The 18,464-nt window shown below is 47.5% G+C and carries 18 protein-coding genes; 4 read left to right on the top strand and 14 right to left on the bottom strand.

Translation table 11 applies throughout. The features are described 5' to 3' along the window. The first annotated feature begins 134 nt into the window (after nt 1–134). Nucleotides 135–1,601, top strand: coding sequence for a carbon starvation CstA family protein (locus B0X71_RS04875; protein ID WP_077588394.1), 1,467 nt, complete (start codon nt 135–137; stop codon nt 1,599–1,601). A gap of 74 nt (nt 1,602–1,675) precedes the next feature. Here the strand turns inward: B0X71_RS04875 and perR are convergent, their stop codons facing one another. From perR to bcp, 4 genes are all read right to left on the bottom strand, one after another. Beyond that, nucleotides 1,676–2,140 carry a peroxide-responsive transcriptional repressor PerR gene (gene perR / locus B0X71_RS04870; protein ID WP_077588393.1) on the bottom strand — a complete coding sequence of 155 codons (465 nt, stop codon included), beginning with the start codon at nt 2,138–2,140 and terminating at the stop codon, nt 1,676–1,678. An 84-nt stretch (nt 2,141–2,224) separates the two neighbouring features. After that, complete coding sequence (locus B0X71_RS04865; protein ID WP_077588392.1) at nt 2,225–2,773, bottom strand: cob(I)yrinic acid a,c-diamide adenosyltransferase; 549 nt, start codon at nt 2,771–2,773, stop codon at nt 2,225–2,227. A gap of 1 nt (nt 2,774) precedes the next feature. Further along, nucleotides 2,775–3,734 (bottom strand): D-2-hydroxyacid dehydrogenase, encoded by a 960-nt coding sequence (locus B0X71_RS04860; RefSeq protein ID WP_077588391.1) that lies wholly within the window; start codon nt 3,732–3,734, stop codon nt 2,775–2,777. Then, the gene (bcp, locus tag B0X71_RS04855; RefSeq protein ID WP_077588390.1) at nt 3,731–4,207 is read right to left on the bottom strand and encodes a thioredoxin-dependent thiol peroxidase; all 477 of its coding nucleotides are present in this window, start codon (nt 4,205–4,207) and stop codon (nt 3,731–3,733) included. The genes B0X71_RS04860 and bcp overlap by 4 nt, the downstream gene beginning before the upstream one ends. 150 nt (nt 4,208–4,357) lie before the next feature. Here bcp and B0X71_RS04850 point away from each other — a divergent pair, with 150 nt between their 5' ends. Together B0X71_RS04850 and B0X71_RS04845 are read left to right on the top strand one after the other, a co-directional pair. After that, the gene (locus B0X71_RS04850; protein WP_077588389.1) at nt 4,358–5,650 is read left to right on the top strand and encodes a glutamate-1-semialdehyde 2,1-aminomutase; all 1,293 of its coding nucleotides are present in this window, start codon (nt 4,358–4,360) and stop codon (nt 5,648–5,650) included. Between the two features lie 25 nt (nt 5,651–5,675). Beyond that, the gene (locus B0X71_RS04845) at nt 5,676–6,758 is read left to right on the top strand and encodes an FUSC family protein (protein ID WP_077588388.1); all 1,083 of its coding nucleotides are present in this window, start codon (nt 5,676–5,678) and stop codon (nt 6,756–6,758) included. A 263-nt stretch (nt 6,759–7,021) separates the two neighbouring features. Here B0X71_RS04845 and nikC read toward each other — a convergent pair whose 3' ends face one another. The 9 genes from nikC to mutY form a co-directional block, all read right to left on the bottom strand. Next, entirely contained in the window at nt 7,022–7,906 is an 885-nt protein-coding gene (gene nikC, locus B0X71_RS04840) for a nickel transporter permease (protein WP_077588387.1), read from the bottom strand. Nucleotides 7,907–7,922: 16 nt separating this feature from the next. After that, nucleotides 7,923–8,927 (bottom strand): ABC transporter permease, encoded by a 1,005-nt coding sequence (locus B0X71_RS04835; protein ID WP_077588386.1) that lies wholly within the window; start codon nt 8,925–8,927, stop codon nt 7,923–7,925. Nucleotides 8,928–9,015: 88 nt separating this feature from the next. Next, the gene (locus tag B0X71_RS04830) at nt 9,016–10,611 is read right to left on the bottom strand and encodes an ABC transporter substrate-binding protein (RefSeq protein WP_408634135.1); all 1,596 of its coding nucleotides are present in this window, start codon (nt 10,609–10,611) and stop codon (nt 9,016–9,018) included. 65 nt (nt 10,612–10,676) lie between these two features. After that, on the bottom strand, nt 10,677–11,660 hold the full coding sequence (locus B0X71_RS04825; protein ID WP_077588384.1) for an ABC transporter ATP-binding protein: 984 nt from the start codon (nt 11,658–11,660) through the stop codon (nt 10,677–10,679). After that, entirely contained in the window at nt 11,635–12,654 is a 1,020-nt protein-coding gene (locus tag B0X71_RS04820; RefSeq protein WP_077588383.1) for an ABC transporter ATP-binding protein, read from the bottom strand. The genes B0X71_RS04825 and B0X71_RS04820 overlap by 26 nt, the downstream gene beginning before the upstream one ends. Before the next feature lie 151 nt (nt 12,655–12,805). Further along, nucleotides 12,806–14,557, bottom strand: a complete 1,752-nt coding sequence (locus B0X71_RS04815) for an ABC transporter ATP-binding protein (RefSeq protein WP_077588382.1) — start codon at nt 14,555–14,557, stop codon at nt 12,806–12,808. 60 nt (nt 14,558–14,617) lie between these two features. Then, entirely contained in the window at nt 14,618–15,163 is a 546-nt protein-coding gene (gene ntdP, locus B0X71_RS04810; protein ID WP_077590899.1) for a nucleoside tri-diphosphate phosphatase, read from the bottom strand. A gap of 129 nt (nt 15,164–15,292) precedes the next feature. Beyond that, nucleotides 15,293–16,039, bottom strand: coding sequence for an enoyl-[acyl-carrier-protein] reductase FabL (gene fabL / locus B0X71_RS04805; protein ID WP_077588381.1), 747 nt, complete (start codon nt 16,037–16,039; stop codon nt 15,293–15,295). Beyond that, nucleotides 16,036–17,097 carry an A/G-specific adenine glycosylase gene (gene mutY / locus B0X71_RS04800; protein ID WP_077588380.1) on the bottom strand — a complete coding sequence of 354 codons (1,062 nt, stop codon included), beginning with the start codon at nt 17,095–17,097 and terminating at the stop codon, nt 16,036–16,038. The genes fabL and mutY overlap by 4 nt, the downstream gene beginning before the upstream one ends. A gap of 95 nt (nt 17,098–17,192) precedes the next feature. On the opposite strand from mutY, the gene B0X71_RS04795 reads away from it, so the two are divergent. Continuing rightward, nucleotides 17,193–18,173, top strand: coding sequence for a metal-dependent hydrolase (locus B0X71_RS04795; protein ID WP_077588379.1), 981 nt, complete (start codon nt 17,193–17,195; stop codon nt 18,171–18,173). A gap of 30 nt (nt 18,174–18,203) precedes the next feature. Here the strand turns inward: B0X71_RS04795 and B0X71_RS04790 are convergent, their stop codons facing one another. After that, on the bottom strand, nt 18,204–18,464 hold the full coding sequence (locus B0X71_RS04790; protein WP_077590898.1) for a YfhJ family protein: 261 nt from the start codon (nt 18,462–18,464) through the stop codon (nt 18,204–18,206).

The following is an 18,464-nucleotide window of genomic DNA, read 5'->3' as shown; positions in this document are numbered from 1 at the left end:
AATTCCTCTTTCCAGTCCGTCATAACAAAGGCTTCTGATAAAAATTTTTTTGATTCCATAAAAAAATCGTTTATTTTGTAAGCGCTTCGCTTATAATAACTTTTGTTGTGATTTTATTTTAGGAGGAAAATAAGTTGATTACGTTTCTTGTCTCTATTGCCTTGCTGATTATCGGGTATCTTACTTACGGAAAATATGTTGAAAAGGTTTTTGGCGTTAAAGCGGAACGAAATACGCCGGCCTATACGCTGTCCGATGGCGTGGATTACGTACCGATGAACGAAAAAAAGAATTCGCTGATTCAGCTGCTGAATATTGCTGGTGTCGGTCCAATCTTCGGCCCGATTCTGGGAGCGCTCTACGGCCCTGTCGCTTTTATCTGGATTGTCCTCGGTGCAATTTTCGCCGGCGCTGTCCATGACTACCTTACGGGGATGATTTCACTCCGGAATCGTGGCGCTCACCTGCCGGAGCTGGCGGAAAAGTTTCTTGGAAAAGCATTTCGTCATGTAGTTAATGCTTTTTCATTGCTTCTGCTGATTCTTGTCGGGACGGTTTTTGTCACCTCTCCAGCTGCACTGCTGGCTGATCTGACACCTGGCTGGATGTCAATCGGCCTCTGGATTGCGGTTATTTTTATTTATTATATTTTCGCTACTGTCCTTCCGGTGGATAAAATTATTGGCCGTCTCTATCCATACTTTGGCGCTTTGCTGGTGATCAGCGCTATCGGCATTGGCAGCACCCTGCTGATTCAAGGTCATCCTATTCCTGAGTTGACTCTTACAAATTTGCATCCCGAAGGTCTGCCGATTTTCCCTCTTCTCTTTTTGACGATTTCGTGTGGAGCATTGTCCGGATTCCATGCCACGCAATCACCGATCATTTCCCGAACTACCCAAAAAGAAGGGCAGGGACGCCAAATTTTTTATGGCATGATGATCGCAGAAGGTATTATCGCAATGATTTGGGCCGCTGCTGCCATGTCGATTTTCGATGGCGCGTCGCTCAATGAACTGCTGGCGGCCGGCGGTCCTGCAGGCGTCGTCCGGGAAGTCTCTATGACAACACTCGGTGCAATTGGCGGTACACTTGCAGTTCTCGGTGTTATTGTCCTCCCGATCACTTCAGGAGACACCGCTTTCCGAAGCGCTCGAATGATTGTCGCGGATTACCTGAATGTCGCACAGCGAAAAATCAGCAGCCGCCTCTGGATCGCTGTTCCGATGTTCGCAATTTCCCTTGTGCTGACACAAGTCGATTTCAATTTATTATGGCGTTACTTTTCATGGGCTAATCAGTCGACTGCGATGATCGCCCTTTGGGTGGGAGCTATGTACTTGGCAATTCAAAAGAAAAACTTCTGGATTGCAGCCGTTCCTGCCACGTTCATTACAATGGCTACGTTCACATATATATTAAATGCACAAATCGGTTTTGGTCTGCCGCTTGATATTGCTTACATTGGCGGTACAGTGATTACAGCTGTCATCATTATCGCGTTCTTCTGGGGTCTGAACCGTAAATTGGCGGCGGACAGCAATGGTCAAAAGCAGATTATCCTGGATGACGGACTCGACAGTACACCCATTCAGCAATAAAGCAAAAAATGTCAGCAATGACTTGTACGAAACACTGTTCACTTCATAAAGAACATAAAAAAACGAGCGTGGATTCACGCTCGTTTTTGTTCTGTATTATTTTCCATACAATCGGAACACACACCGTATACTTCCATTCTGTGTGAATTAACTTGAAAACCTGTGACATGCGAAGCCAATTGTTCCACTTCATTGAGACCTGGGTAGTGGAAGTCGACAATCTTTCCGCAATCATTACAGATGATATGGTAATGATCATGTGTAACAAAGTCAAAGCGGCTGGAAGAATCACCATACGTCAGCTCTTTTACCAATCCGGCTTCACGGAAGACCCGCAGGTTATTATAAACAGTGGCTACACTCATATTTGGAAACGTTTTTTCAAGCGCACGATAAATTTCATCAGCTGTTGGATGCGTCATTGTATGAATCATATATTCCAAAATCGCATGACGTTGGGGAGTGATCCTTACGCCTGTCGATTTTAACGTATCCAGCGCATTTCTCAATTGCACTTCAGACACCGCCCTGCACCTCATTTCGAAAGGTTCTCTACTTTATAATTGTTATAATAAGTGTAGCGGAGAAAAGTGCATAGTGTCAAGAAATTAACAGATGATGGATTAGCTATGCAGGCCTTGTTCTGTCTGCTGTAGCCTCATATTTATAAATCTGGCTGCAACAAACAAAAAATCAGACAACCGGTTCAAGTAAGCCAGTACATTTGGCCGGATATGTTCGCCTGTTGAAATCGCCGCCCGCTCCGCTCTCCGCACTATAGTACGAGCCACATGAAGGCCGGCACCTGCCGGATGGCCGCCTGGCAGCACAAAGTTTTTCAGCGGTTCCAATTGGCTGTCATAATGATCAATCCATTTTTCAAGATTATCGATGTCTTTTTCCGTTAATTTCCATTTAACTTCTTTTCCAGGAGGAGTTGCCAATTCAGCTCCGACATGAAATAACATGGTTTGTATTTCATGAAATATCCGCTCCAACTCTTCTTTTTCATTGAACGTTTCATTGTGTAAATGAGAAATTGCCAAACCGATTGCTGAGTTTGCTTCATCACATGTACCATACGCTTCGACCAGGACATCGTTTTTCGCAACACGTGACCCGTATATAAGCGAAGTCGTGCCTTTATCGCCGGTCTTTGTATAGATTTTCATGTCAATATCCCCTTTCCAGATTCACGATATTGGTGAAATCGCGTTTGCCTTTCAGCCATTTTTTCAAGTTCGGAATGAAAATATCGAGTGACCGCTCCACATATTTAGTGGAATGGCTTGAAACATGGGGAGACACAATCACGTTATCCATTGTCCAAAACGGGTGATCTTTCGGAAGCGGCTCTGTTTCAAATACATCCAATACTGCCCAGCTGATCAGCTTTTCTTCAAGCGCATGGATCAGTACCTGGTCAGACACGAGATCCCCCCGCCCGAAGTTCATGAAAACCGCATTATCTTTCATCGCATAAAAATGGGCTTCTGTCAGTAAATGACGGGTTTCCGGAGTGCTTGGCAACACTGAGATAACTACGTCAGCCTCCGGAAGAACTGCCATTAATTCCGGATAGGGCACCGTTTTTTCCATGAAATTCGCATTATTACCCGAGCGGTTGCAGCCGATTGTCCGCACACCGAATGCCTGCAGCAAGCGGCCGATTTCACTGCCGATGGCGCCCGGTCCAAGAATGAGCGCCGTGCTGCCTGCCAGCTCTGTAGCTCCGCTCTTCCGGTTCCATTCTCCTTTCCGTTGCTGTTCATAAATGAAAGGTAAAGAGCGTTTCAATGCCAGGAGATGCGCAAGAACAGATTCACTCATCGGTGTTTTATGGATTCCACGGACATTTGAAACGGTGATACCCTTCTTTTGAATAGTACTGGCCGGCATTTTTTCAATACCTGCACTCGCCACCATGATCCACTTCAGTTTCTTGGCGCGATCAATGTCTTTCTCTGCTAAATCTTCTCCATAGGTAACGATGATTTCCGCTTCTTCCAGGCGGCTTTTATCATGATATGTAAAAAGAAAGGTTACATCCGGGAATTCATCCAGCAGCCGCCGCTGCTGCTGTTCTTTGGGCACAAACGTGAACAGGACGATTGTTGATCGTTCTTTTGTCATTGCTCTTGAACAGTCCGCAGTGTTTCCAATACTTCACGGATGTGATTCTCCACGTTTACTTTCCGCCATTCCCGGATTATGGTACCTTGCAGATCAATCAGAAAGGTCGAACGCTCAATGCCCATGTACTTCTGCCCGTCCCGGTTCTTTTCCACCCATACGCCATAGTCTTCAGATACACGGTGATTGGAATCAACCAAAAGTGAAAAAGGCAGCCCATGCTTCTCAATGAATCGGGTGTGATCCTCCGCTTCATCCGGACTAACGCCGAGTATGACGGCATCCAATTGCGAGAAGTCCTCTGCTGCATCCCGGAAATCGCAGGCTTCCGTTGTACACCCCGGCGTCATATCTTTTGGATAAAAGTACAAGACCACATACTTCTCTCCGGCAAAGTCTTTCAGTGAAATTTGTTCCCCTTTTTCATTTGCCAGGTTAAAATCCGGCGCTTGCTGCTTTTCTAAATTTGTCAAAATCTTCACTCCCTCTCTTGCTTCTTATCGTACCGGACACTTTGCTTTCTTTCAATTTCTTTGGCGTATGGCACTGATTTTGTCTAGAATAGATAATGGAGAACCAATAATGAATTGATCTGTTACAGGCATCCAGAAGGAGGACATCCAGTGAATCACACGAAATCAGAACAACTGCATCAGGAAGCACTTGAACATATCGTCGGCGGGGTTAACAGTCCGTCCCGATCATATAAAGCTGTGGGCGGCGGGACGCCTGTTGCGATGGAACGTGCGGAAGGCGCTTACTTTTATGATGTCGACGGCAATCGGTATATCGACTATTTGGCCGCATATGGACCGATCATTACCGGGCATGCCCATCCGCATATCACCAAGGCCATTTCACAGGCAGCGGCTGATGGTGTATTGTATGGCACACCGACAACCCACGAAGTAACGTTCGCCAAAATGCTGAAGGAAGCCATTCCAGGAATGGATAAAGTCCGTTTTGTCAATTCCGGCACAGAAGCGGTTATGACGACGATCCGTGTAGCCCGCGCCTATACCGGCCGGTCGAAAATCATGAAGTTTGCCGGCTGTTATCATGGACATTCTGATCTTGTGCTCGTTGCAGCGGGATCTGGACCGGCTACACTCGGAACACCCGATTCTGCTGGCGTTCCGCCGTCCATCGCACAGGAAGTCATCACAATCCCATTCAATGATCCGGCAGCTTATAAGGAAGCAATGGATAAATGGGGGGAAGATCTCGCTTGCATACTCATTGAACCGATCGTCGGCAATTTCGGCATTGTGGAACCGAATGAAGGGTTTCTGGAAACTGTGCATGCTGAAGCGGAAAAATACGGAACATTGACTATCTATGATGAAGTCATTACCGCTTTCCGTTTTCATTACGGCGGAGCGCAGAACCTCCTTGGCTTTACGCCCGACCTTACAGCGCTGGGCAAAATTATTGGTGGCGGATTGCCGATCGGCGCATACGGCGGCAAAAAAGAAATCATGGATACGGTTGCACCGCTTGGACCCGCTTACCAGGCGGGGACCATGGCAGGTAATCCGGCTTCGATCCGGGCCGGCATCGCTTGTTTGGAAGTACTGAAGCAGCCAGGCGTTTATGAGGAACTTGACCGACTCGGCGGTTTGCTCGAAGATGGTATATTGAAAGCTGCAGCCCAAGCAGGTATTCCTATTACCATAAACCGGCTGAAGGGCGCCCTGACCGTTTACTTTACGAATGTCAAGGTTGAAAACTACGAACAGGCGGAAGCGACTGATGGGGAATTGTTCGCCCGCTTTTTCCGTCTTATGCTTGAACAGGGAATCAATTTGGCTCCTTCCAAGTACGAGGCTTGGTTTCTGACGACCGCCCATACGGAAAAAGATATATCTGTCACACTTGAAGCTGTGCGGCAGGCTTTCCGGCAGCTGGGCGAATGAGTCACGGAAAGGAGGCACACAACCGATGAAATTGGGGGCACGTGTTCTGAAGACCGGCATAGCAGTCTCACTCGCTTTATATGTAGCCGAACTGCTCGGTCTTCCCGCTTCATTCTTTGCAGGAATCACAGCCATCTTTGCACTGCAGCCATCCATCTACCGTTCATTTCAGACGGTGATTGAGCAAGTGTATTCAAATATAATAGGAGCTGTGATTGCCGTTCTGTTTGTGCTGACACTCGGTGCTCATCATATTTCTGTAGGATTTGCCATCGTACTGACCATTCTGATCATGCTGCGGCTTAAGATTGATAAAACGATTCCATTGGTACTGGTCACGATCATCGCGGTCATGGAGGCGCAGCAGGAAGATTTCCTGACGTTTGCAGCACTTCGCCTTGCGACCGTATTAGTCGGTGTTCTTTCTGCCTTTATCGTGAATCTCATTTTCTTGCCGCCGAAGTATGAGACGAAACTGTTTAAGTCCATTAATGAAGTGAGTCAGGATATTATCCGCTGGGTGCGCATTTCCATCCAGCATACATCCACCCATACTGCGCTGAAAGAAGACATCGACAGGCTATCCGATCAGCTGATTAAAGTGGATCAGTGGTATTCATTTTACAAAGATGAACGAAGCTATACGAAAAAACAGCAATACATCAAGGCCCGGAAATTGGTTCTGTACCGGCAGATGATTGCTACGGCCAAGAAAAGCCATGAAGTATTGAAACGGCTGCATTATTATGAAAATGAATTGATGCAGCTGCCGGAGCATTTCCATATGATGATTGAAGATCGGCTGGAACGGCTGGCGGCGTTTGAAGAGCGCCTGCATATGAAATACGTCGGCAAAATTAGGCCAGAAACTGGCGATTTATCCGATAAGGATGCACATTTGAAACGGCAGGAAGTCATGGATGTGTTCGTTAAAGAAATCAGCATTGCACAAACTGAAGAAGAACAATTCTCCTCCTATCATCTGCTTCATGTCTTATCGGCTCTCCTGGACTATGAGGAGCAACTGGAACATCTTGATTTACTCATCCTGGCATACCAGAGTTATCACAGTGAAGAAATTGAAAACGGATTAGCGAGTATTATTTAAATTAATGAAAAGAGGCTGTTCCAGAAGGTCACGAAAAATGACTTTGGAACAGCCTTTTTATAATATATGGTATTTCATTTCCCGAAGAATTCATTCAAATCCACCTGAAAGGCAGGAGCATCACACAGAACGCCGTCTTTTATGAATGATGCAGCAGGTGTGACGTGACTCCTCACAGCAATAAAAACGGGCAGAGAAAAATCAATGATTTTTCTCTGCCCGTTTGGATTTCAAGGTTAATGGAACAGCCCCATTTCTTGAGATCATGATTTCATCCGCGGGTCAAGTGCATCCCGGAGTCCATCTCCCATCAAGTTAAAACCGAGCACTGTCAGCATAATAGCAAGTCCCGGGAAAATCATGGTCCATGGAGCAGTAGTCAAAAATGTCCGGGCATCCGCAAGCATCTTACCCCATTCCGGTGCCGGAGCTTGAGCACCTAAACCAAGGAATCCAAGAGCAGCAGCTTCAATGATTGCTGTTGCGACCGCCAATGTGCCTTGCACGATTACCGGCGCCATCGAATTCGGCAGAATATGCGAAATCAGAATTCGGGCATCTTTCATACCGATGGCTCTTGCTGCTGTGATGTATTCATCTTCCTTGATACTAAGGACTTTTGAACGGATGAGACGGCCAAAATTCGGCACGTTGATGATGGCAATGGCGATCAAAGCATTGCGCAAAGAAGGCCCAAGAACTGCAACAACTGCAATTGCGAGCAGGATACTCGGAAAAGCCAGCATAATATCAAAAATACGGGAAATGATGGTATCTACCCACCGTCCGTAATAACCGGCGAGAATTCCAAGGATACTGCCGATAATCGATGAAGCGACAACTGCCAGGAACCCGACAGTCAGGGAAATTCGTGCTCCATAGACAATGCGGGATAGAATATCCCGGCCGAAATCATCTGTTCCAAACCAATGTTCAGCAGAAGGAGGCAGGAGCCGTTCTCCAAGTTTTTGTTCATTGATGCCCTCAGGCACAAAGAGCGGACCTACGATCGCCAAGGCGACGAAGAACAGCACGATTCCCATTCCGACAAGCGCAATTTTACTTTTGCGGAACCCTCGCCATGCTTCCACCCATGGACCCGGCACTTTCTCTGATTGTACTTTTTCATTAACAGGTGCTTCAGTCAACGTCTTCCCCTCCTTCTTAATCGTATTTAATGCGCGGATCCACCGCACTGTAAAGTAAGTCGACAAACAGGTTAATCATAACGAAGATAAACGCTACGACCAAGATACCTGACTGGATTACCGGATAGTCCCGGAATCCGATGGCTTCATAGATGTAGCGGCCAATTCCTGGCCATCCAAAGATTGTTTCAGTCAAAATCGCTCCGCCGAGCAGCAGCCCCATCTGAAGGCCGATAATCGTCAGAACCGGAATGATCGCATTTTTCAAAGCATGTTTATAAACGACCAAGAACATCTTCATGCCCTTTGCACGTGCTGTCCGGATATAGTCCGCCCGCATGACTTCAAGCATGCTTGATCGGGTCATCCGTGCAATGATGGCCATCGGAATTGTTGCAAGCGCTGTTCCCGGAAGGATTAAGTGCCGGAAAACAACAGTCAATTGATCAAAACGGCCAGTAATAATCGTATCGATTATATAAAAATGCGTAATCGCTTCAACGGGATCCCTGACATTCTCACGGCCAGTGGTCGGCAGTACGCCGAGTTCGATAGAGAAAATCCACTGGTTCATCAGGCCAAGCCAGAAAATCGGCATAGAAACACCGACCAATGCCAACACCATCGCTGTGTAATCGAACCAGGAATTCTGGAACCATGCTGAGATGATCCCTGCATTCACACCTAGAATAACAGCAATGATAATAGCGAACATCGACAATTCAATAGTCGCTGCCAAGTACGGCCAAATTTCTTCTACTACCGGTACCTGAGTTCGAAGGGAATTCCCCAAATCACCGGTTACCAGTCCTACTAAGTATTCGAAATACTGAATATACCATGGATCATCCAATCCCAATTGCGCCCGAAGTGATCGGACTGCTTCTTCTGTCGCCTGCTGTCCTAAAATAACTTGGGCGGGATCTCCGGGAATCGCCCGAATAATCATAAATACGACAAACGTCATACCGAGCAAAACCGGAATCAGCTGCATAAGACGTCTTCCTGCATAATTCAGCATCGCTCTCACCTCTCAATCTCATGCATTATGTAATGTAAAAACCAAAAGAAAAGGGAGAGAAATCGCACTGACTTCTCCCCCGGGAAAATCACTCAAATGCTACATTGTCCAGTTTGTCTGAACCTGTCGGATGCGGCGTGTATCCTGTGATATCCGCATCTCCAGCAATGAGCGGTGTAGAATGTGCAAGTGGTACCATTGGTGCATCTTCATGGATGATTTCCTGCGCCTGTCTGTACAGCTCAGCCCGCGCTTCTTCATCCGTCTCTGTCTGCGCTTCAATCAGGATATCGTGCAATTCCTGATTTTCATAGCGAGTGTAGTTGTTGGAACCGATATTGTCCTGATCCAAAAGCACATACAAGAAGTTATCAGCATCTCCATTATCCCCAGTCCAGCCGAGAAGGAATGCATCTGCTTCACCATTTTTAGCTTTTTCCAAATACGTTGCCCATTCAAATGAAACAATTTCAGCTGTAACACCAACGTCAGCCAGGTTAGCCTGAATTGCTTCTGCTACCTTCTGACCATCCGGCATATATGGACGTGGTACAGGCATTGCCCATAATTCCATTTCAAATCCGTCCGGATATCCAGCCGCAGCCAACAATTCTTTCGCTTTTTCAGGGTTGTACGTGTAATCTTCAATTTCATCATTATATCCGCTGATGACCGGTGGCAGTGGATTCTTTGCTGTTTCAGCATACCCTTCAAAGAATGCATCTACAATCGCCTGTTTATCAATCGCATAGCTCAACGCCTGACGAACAAGCGGATCATCGAACGGTTCACGTGTAGTCGTGAACCCAAGGTAGCCAATGTTCATAGATGGACGCTCCCAGAGCTGAAGTTCTGGTTCATCTGCAATTGTTGCTGCGTCAGCCGGGTTAATGCCGTCTGCCAAATCGATTTCTCCAGAGAGAAGGGAATTCAGTCTAGCTGAGTTATCCGGAATTGCCCGGAAAATAATGCGTTCCAGATTCGGGAGACCTTCCTGCCAATAATCTTCAAAACGTTCTACAGTCACTGTATCATTCCGCTGCCATTCAACAAATTGGAATGGGCCTGTCCCAACAGGATTGTTGCCGAACTCTTCACCCAATTCTTCAAATGCAGTTGGTGAAGCGATACCGAATGGGCTCATCGCCAAATTTTTCAGGAATGGTGCAGAAGGTCGTGTGAGTTTAAATTCGACTACATGGTCTTCTACCGCAGTAACCGATTCGATGATATGGCCCGGTTCACCTGCATAGCCTCCAAACATTGATGAGTAGTACGGAGCGCTGTCTGCGTCTCCTGCTGCCCAACGCTCGAAGTTCGCAACAACTGCATTCGCATCAAATTCTGTTCCATCATGGAATAAGACGCCTTCACGAAGATCAAATGTATACGTCAGGCCATCCTCAGAAATTTCCCAAGACTCAGCAAGTCCGTTGTTCTCTGGCACTACGTCTGTGTCCTGCTCGCCAAAATTAACGAGTGTTTCAAAAATGTTCTTTGTTACTTTGAACGATTCTCCGTCTGTCGCGCCAATCGGGTCGAGCGTTACAGAATCGCCCCCACGACCGAAGATCAATGTATCTTGGACTTCTTCTTCCACTGCTTCGCCTTCGTCGCCTTCTGCAACATCTTCTTCACCTGAGGAACAGGCTGCAAGAATTGTTGTTAGAGCGAACAGCATCATCAGTACTAAAGACCATAGCTTTTTCCCACTCAATTTGACCCCTCCATTTTCTTTTTGCTTTATTATCATTGCGGCCTTGATGCCTCATAAAGGTGGCAGGCTGCATAATGACCTTCTTCAACTTCCGCGAACTTCGGGATAACTTTTTCACAAATATCCATCTTAAATGGACAGCGTGTATGGAACCGGCAGCCGGACGGCGGATTCGCCGGGCTTGGGATATCCCCTTCAACCACAATCTGCTCCCGCACAAAATCAGGATCCGGAACTGGAACAGCAGATAAAAGTGCCTGCGTGTACGGATGCAGCGGCTTTTCATACAATTTTTCACTCGACGCCATTTCCGCCATATTTCCAAGATACATGACGCCCACTCGGTCACTGATATGGCGGACCACACCAAGATCGTGGGCGATGAATATATAGGTCAGTTTCAGTTTCTGCTGCAGTTCCTGCATTAAATTAAGCACTTGCGCCTGAATGGAAACGTCGAGTGCTGATACCGGTTCATCCGCAATGATGAGCTTTGGATTTGTCATCAGTGCCCGGGCGATGCCGATGCGCTGACGCTGACCGCCCGAGAATTGATGCGGGTAGCGTTTCGCATGATAACTGCTGAGTCCGACGGTTTCCAGCAGTTCATATACTTTTGCTTTCCGGTCCTTCGGATTGCCGATATTATGGACATTCAGCGGCTCCATCAGAATCTTTTCAACAGTATGCCGCGGATTCAGAGAAGCGTAAGGGTCCTGGAAGACCATTTGGATATCCCGTCGCATCTTTCGCATCTCTTCTTTGGATATGGCTGTCAGTTCCTGGCCATTAAAATATACATTGCCTTCAGTCGGCTCAAGCAGCCGCATGAGCAAACGGCCTGTCGTGGACTTACCGCAGCCCGATTCACCTACAATGCCAAGGGTCTCCCCTTCATTCACATAAAATGAAACATCGTCAACGGCTTTCACATAATTATGGACACGGCCGAAGACGCCCGAATGGATCGGGAAGTACTTCTTTAATCCCTCAACTTTTAACAGGGGTTCTGTCATTTGCGTCTACCTCCTTCGGATCATATAAGAAACAGCGTGACCGATGATCCGAGGCAGTATCATACAGCGGCGGCGTTTCAGTTACGCAGCGATCCCAAGCATGTTCACAGCGGGGAGCGAACGGACAGCCCGTCTTGATGGATCCGGGCTTTGGCACATTTCCGGGAATCGAATACAAGCGGTCTTTCTTGAAACGGGTATCCGGTACAGAAGCAAGCAGCCCGCGGGTGTATGGATGCTGCGGATCTTTAAATATCGTGTCGACCGGTCCTTCTTCAACAACCCGGCCGGAATACATGACAACAACCCGCTGACAAGTTTCTGCTACTACGCCCAAATCGTGTGTAATCAGAATAACAGCGGTTCCGAGCCGTTCATTCAACTCGCTCATCAATTTAAGAATTTGGGCTTGAATCGTTACATCAAGTGCTGTTGTCGGCTCATCCGCAATCAGCAGTTTCGGCTCACAAAGAAGTGCCATTGCGATCATCACCCGCTGCCGCATTCCGCCTGACAATTGATGAGGATATTCACCCATCAATTCTTCTGCCCGCGGAAGCCCGACCAGCTGCATCATTTCAATTGCTCTTGCATGAGCCTGCCTTTTCGACCAGTCTTTCCGATGAACCAGAATTGCTTCCTTCAGCTGATTCCCAATTTTAAAGAGCGGATTCAGCGAAGTCATCGGTTCCTGAAAAATCATTGCAATATCATTTCCGCGGATTCCCCGCATTTCTTTTTCGCTTGCTTTTGTCAAATCCGTATTTTGAAATAGAATTTCGCCGCCTGTGATTTTTCCTGGCGGACTTGGCACGAGCCCCATCACCGATAAGGACGTCACGCTTTTTCCACAGCCTGATTCTCCGACAATTCCAAGCACTTCGCCTTCGCGCACGTGGAAGTCGATGTCGTTAACAGCCGGGATTTCCCCGTCATCTGTGAAAAAGGTAGTTCTGAGTCCTTTCACATCCAGCACTTTCTGGCGTTCAGCCATGCCGTTTCCCCCTTTTCACTTTCTATTATCTGAAATTTTCATATGATTCTTATTATACAGCGAATTAGTATTGATTCAATAGCTTTTACCGAAATACCCATTTGTTTTCAAAAAGACAGAAAAAAAGACCCCCGCTGCCGGAAGGTCTTTTTCAGTCCAGACTTAATTGCTGCACCTGAAATAAATTATAGTATGCACCCTCTTTTTTCATGAGTTCTGCATGCGACCCTTGTTCTACCACACGTCCTCTGTTCACTACCAAGATTTGATCTGCATGCGTAATTGTTGATAACCGGTGTGCCACAATCAATGTTGTTCGGTCGCGTGCCAGCCGGTCAAGCGAATCTTGGATTAATGATTCGCTTTCAAGGTCCAATGCGGAAGTCGCTTCATCGAGAATCAGGATTGGCGGATTCTTCAGGAACACACGGGCAATCGCCACCCGCTGCTTTTGGCCGCCGGATAATTTAACACCGCGTTCACCGACCAATGTGTCATACCCTTCCGGAAGTTCTTCGATAAAATCATGTGCATTGGCCGCTTTCGCTGCAGCGATTACTTCTTCATCTGTCGCCTCCGGTTTCCCCATTAAAATATTGGACTTCACCGAGTCACTGAACAGAATGGAATCCTGCAGCACAATGCCGATCTGATCCCTCAGTGTTGTTGTCGTGATGCCCCGGATGTCCTGGCCGTCCAGGAGAATCTGTCCTTCCGTTACATCATAAAACCTTGGAATCAGACTGATGATCGTTGACTTTCCGCCGCCGCTCATACCGACAAATGCCACTGTCTGTCCCGGCTTCACAGCAAAATTCAAATCACGCAGCACTTCAGTGCCTTTTTCCTCGTAGCTGAATGCCACGTCACGGAACTCCAAATTGCCTTTTGTTGTCCGGATGTCTTTTGCGCCCGGCCGATCTTTTACATCATATGGTTCATCCAGCAGTTCAAACACCCTATCCATCGATGCAATGGACTGCACGAGCGTGGTTGATGAATTGACGAGGCGGCGCAGCGGACTGTACACCCGCTCAATATAGGCGACGAATGCCACCATGGTACCGACTGACAAGCCGCCGGTGATCACTTGATAACCTGCATAGCCAATAACCAGCAGCGGCGCTACATCAGTTATTGTATTCACCACTGCGAATGCCTTGGCATTCCATTTTGTATGATCGATCGCTTTTTCCAGGAATGTATTGTTGGTCTTATCAAAAATCGTCTGCTCTGTGTCTTCCAATGCGAAACTTTTGATGATGCTCATTCCCTGGACCCGTTCATGCAGGTAACTTTGAACTCCCGCCAATGCTTCAGAGCGCTGGCGGGTAAGATTCCGAAGCCGGCCGAAAAAGTACTTTACACTGAATGCATAGAATGGAAACACAAGCAATGTCACAATGGTCAGAGATACATCCAGCGTCAGCATAATACCGATTGCAATTAAGATTGTGGCCAGATCAAGCCAGAGATTCATGAGCCCGGTCATGACAAAATTCTTCGTCTGTTCCACATCATTGATCACACGGGAAATCACTTCACCGGCACGTGTATTTGAATAATACTTGAGACTGAGCTGCTGAAGATGGCCGTATGTCTCCTGCCGGATATCGTAGAGAATTTTATTACTTACATACTGGGCATAGTACTGCCGAAAATATTCAATTGGAGGCCGGAATATAAAAAACACAACAGCTGTGCCGCCCAGCCACCAATACAGCTGTTTCAATTTTTCCTGGTCTGTCAGCGTCTCTGCTCCAATGATATCGTCGATAACGATTTTAATCAGCAGCGGAATAAACAGCGGAATCGCGAATTTCAGGATTCCGACAGCCAGCGTCAGGCCGATCTGCCCATAATACGGTCTGACAAAACGCATATAGCGTTTCATCACATTCATCTGTCTACCGCTCCTTTCCGTACAAAACGAAAAACCTGTTGACTGGCAACAGGCTTTTCGTCATTCACGAATTCGGTACCTTTTATGGAATTGGTAGCGATTCGTCCAAACTTCGATAAAATCCGGCGCAAATGGCCCTTTTCTTTGCTGAATCCAGCCGATCAGCTTGTCGACATTGCGGTATAGAATCTGATCGATCACGTCAGGATAGCCCATTTGCCGCTTATGTTCTTCAAACTCGTCTTCATCGAGCAGCGTGTAAGACATATCCGGGAATACTTTCACATCCAGATCATAATCAATGTACTTCAATACCTCATTACTGTATACGAAAGGGGAACTGATATTGCAATAGTAATACACTCCATCTTCCCGGAGCATGCAGATAATATTGAACCAATGCTCTGCGTGAAAATAGACGATCGAAGGTTCACGGGTCAGCCATGTCCTGCCATCTGATTCAGTGACAAGTGTCCGTTCATTTCCGCCGATCACGATATTACGGGTTCCTTTCAACACAGTCGTCTCTTGCCAAACGCGGTGGATCCGGCCATTGTGCTTGTAGCTGTGGATTTGTATCGATTCTCCTTCTGCAGGAACTTCTATCATACGACAACCCACCTTTTCGTCCACGCACACTGTTGATTTCCCTGTTTTTCGTATGGGGATTCGGTTAATTTACTCAGTATACTCATACCCCAACTTATCACAGTTCAACCTGTCCCTGCAACGACCTTACATCAGGACAGAACGGCCGCCATCCACAATAATTGTCTGTCCCCGAATCATATCCGCCTTATCAGACAGTAGAAATAATGCTGCGTTGACCATGTCTTCGATTTCCACCATCCGGCCGGCCGGCGTATGTTTTCGGGCATCTTCCAGCAAGTCTTCACGGTTTGGGAAATGTTTCAGCGCGTCCGTATCGAGCGCACCACCTGATACCGTATTGACGGCAATGCCCTTCGGAGCCAGTTCAACTGCCAGATAGCGGGTAAGTGACTCCACTGCAGCTTTTGACACCCCGATTGTCGTATAGTTTTCAAGATAACGGATGGAACCGAGCGAAGAAATGCCGATGATCTTCCCGCCTTGGTCCATCAGTTTGGCCGCTTCCTGTGCGCCGAACAGCATCGCTTTTGCATTAATGTTCATCGTCCAGTCCCAGTGCGATTCCTCAAGTTCCATGACAGGACGCAATACCCCTGAGGCTGCATTGGAGACGAAGACGTCCAGCCGGCCGAATTCTTCCCGTACCGTTTCAAACATCGACCGCAGTTTTTCCACATCGCCGACGTTCGCCCGGACAAGCACCGCTTTACGGCCGAGCGCTTCAATTTCTTTTACCGTTTCAAGCGCAGCTGTTTTGCTGCGCGCGTAATTGACCGCTACATCGTAACCTTCCCGCGCCAGTGCGATGGCGAGTGCCTTCCCGAGTCCCCGGCTGCTGCCGGTGACAAGTGCTGTCTTTTGTTCTGTCATTCCAATACCCCTCTCACTTTTAACGCCTCAATCATTTTCTTCATCGGGTTTGCCATTGGAAGTTCATGCATTTCCCGGACGGTGACCCATCGCATCCCGTTCGGTGCCTCCATGTTTTTTCCACCGGCAATGAACCCTTCCACTTCCCATGTTATATGAGAAAATATGTGTTTGAAAGAAATAACTTTTTCAGCCTGATCCACGTCTCCTTTTAAAACAGCAGTAAGGATCTCTTCCGCTTCAGCCGGCAGTAGATCCGCTTTCGCCTCCAGCAGCGGGAACTGCCACATGCCGGCCAGCAGCCCTTGTGCCGGCCGCTGTTCAACAAGGAATTTATCTTCTTGCCGGATGGCAGCCATCAGGAATGAAACGGATTTATTCTTTTTCGCTTTCGTTTTTACCGGCAATTCATTCTGCCGCCCTTCATGGAATGCCGCACAATGTTCCCGTACCGGGCACAGCAGACATTTCGGGGTCGTTGGCGTGCAAATCAGCGCGCCCAGTTCCATCAGCCCCTGATTGAAAGAAGAAGGATCTTCATGGCTGATCAATTGCATGACTGCTTCTTCAAACCGCTTGCGCGTCTTCGGTTTCGCAATATCTTCTTCAATCAGCAAAATTCGCGACAAAACACGCATGACATTACCGTCAACCGCATGCTCCGGCACACCATAGGCAATACTGAGAACCGCGCCGGCTGTGTAAGGTCCGACTCCTTTAAGCGCAGAAATGTCTTTTCGTGTATCGGGAACAGTCCCCCCATACTGTTCTGACACTTCCCGCACACCCGCCTGGAGGTTACGGACACGGGAATAATAGCCGAGCCCTTCCCACGCTTTCAGAATCTCCTGTTCTTCTGCTCCCGCCAGCGCTTCGAGTGTCGGGAATTTTTCTAAAAACCGGTTATAAAACGGGATGACCGTATCCACACGTGTTTGCTGGAGCATGATTTCCGATACCCAAATCCGGTACGGATCAGCTGTCTGCCGCCATGGTAAATCCCGTTTTTCTTCCTTGAACCAAGTAATAAGATCATGTTGAAATTGCTGGATGTTCAATTTGATACTTGTTTCCTCCTGACTTGCCGATTATTTGGCCCCGACTGAGGGTATATACTATAATGATGACTACACCAATTGAAGGGGCTGAAGCTATGGATACAGGAACACATATCGTGATGGGCATTGCACTTGGCGGGCTTGCTCTGGTTGATCCTGCCGTTGCGTCCCATCCCGCCACAGCGACAGCCGTGATGGCCGGAACAATTATCGGCTCTCAGGCGCCCGACATCGATACGGTTCTGAAACTGAGAAATAATGCAATTTATATTCGCCATCACCGAGGGGCTACCCATTCAATTCCGGCAGTCCTGCTCTGGCCTCTCTTAATAGCGGGCGTGATTTTCCTTTTTGAACCGGAAGCGGATTTACTGCATTTATGGCTCTGGACGTTTCTGGCTGTCTTTGTTCATGTGTTTGTTGATATATTCAATTCATATGGCACGCAGGCGCTCAGGCCATTTTCCGAGAAATGGGTCGCGCTCGGCGTAATTAATACATTTGATCCGATTTTATTCGGGATGCATGTAATCGCCCTTCTGATCTGGTTTTTCGGAGCTGACCCTGTTTGGACGATAAGCATTCTGTATATCATAGCGGTTTTCTATTACGTGCTGCGATTCGCCGTACAGTATGCGGTAAAGCGAGCGGTGAAAAGCACGATCCCCGATGCAGAGGAAATCATCGTCGCACCGACACTCCGCTTTCTGCAATGGCGGATTGCCGCTGTATCAAAAAACCATTATTACGTAGGCCGGGCATACGGCCGCTCCATTACGCTTTATGATAAATTCCATAAAAAGCCGATTCCGCAGTCGCCGCTTGTTGAAGCAGCACTGGAGGATCATAATATGGCTGCGTTCTTGTCTTTCTCCCCCATTTACCGATGGGAAATCAGAAAAGTTGATGATCTTTACGAAATGAGACTGATCGACCTCCGCTACCGAAGCAATGATTATTATCCGTTCGTTGCAGTTGCGACGCTCAATGATGAATATGAAGTCATCAGTTCTTACACCGGCTGGATTTTCAGTGAAGATAAACTGCAGAAAAAGCTGGATTTCCTCCCAGATTAAAAAACGCACACCGCAACGGTGTGCGTTTTCTTAATGGAGCCGGTCATTCAGCAGATGGGCATACTTTGGATTGCTTGTCGCAAATTCATGAAGGCGGCTCCCATAGCTTGCAATCCACTGCCGCACGATTTTCTCTGCTGCGCCGAATCCCCGGTAGTCGTAACCCGCTTTTGCATAGGATGATTCAAAATCGGAGACAAGCAGTTCAATCCACGTCCGGGCCTTTTCTTCTGTTAGTTCCGGATTTTCCCTGAGCAATTCCTGCGTCAGTTCATTGATTTTTCTCTGCAT

This window comes from Planococcus lenghuensis, assembly GCF_001999905.1.
Taxonomy (GTDB): Bacteria; Bacillota; Bacilli; order Bacillales_A; family Planococcaceae; genus Indiicoccus; species Indiicoccus lenghuensis.
This window is presented reverse-complemented; position numbering and strand designations above follow the sequence as displayed.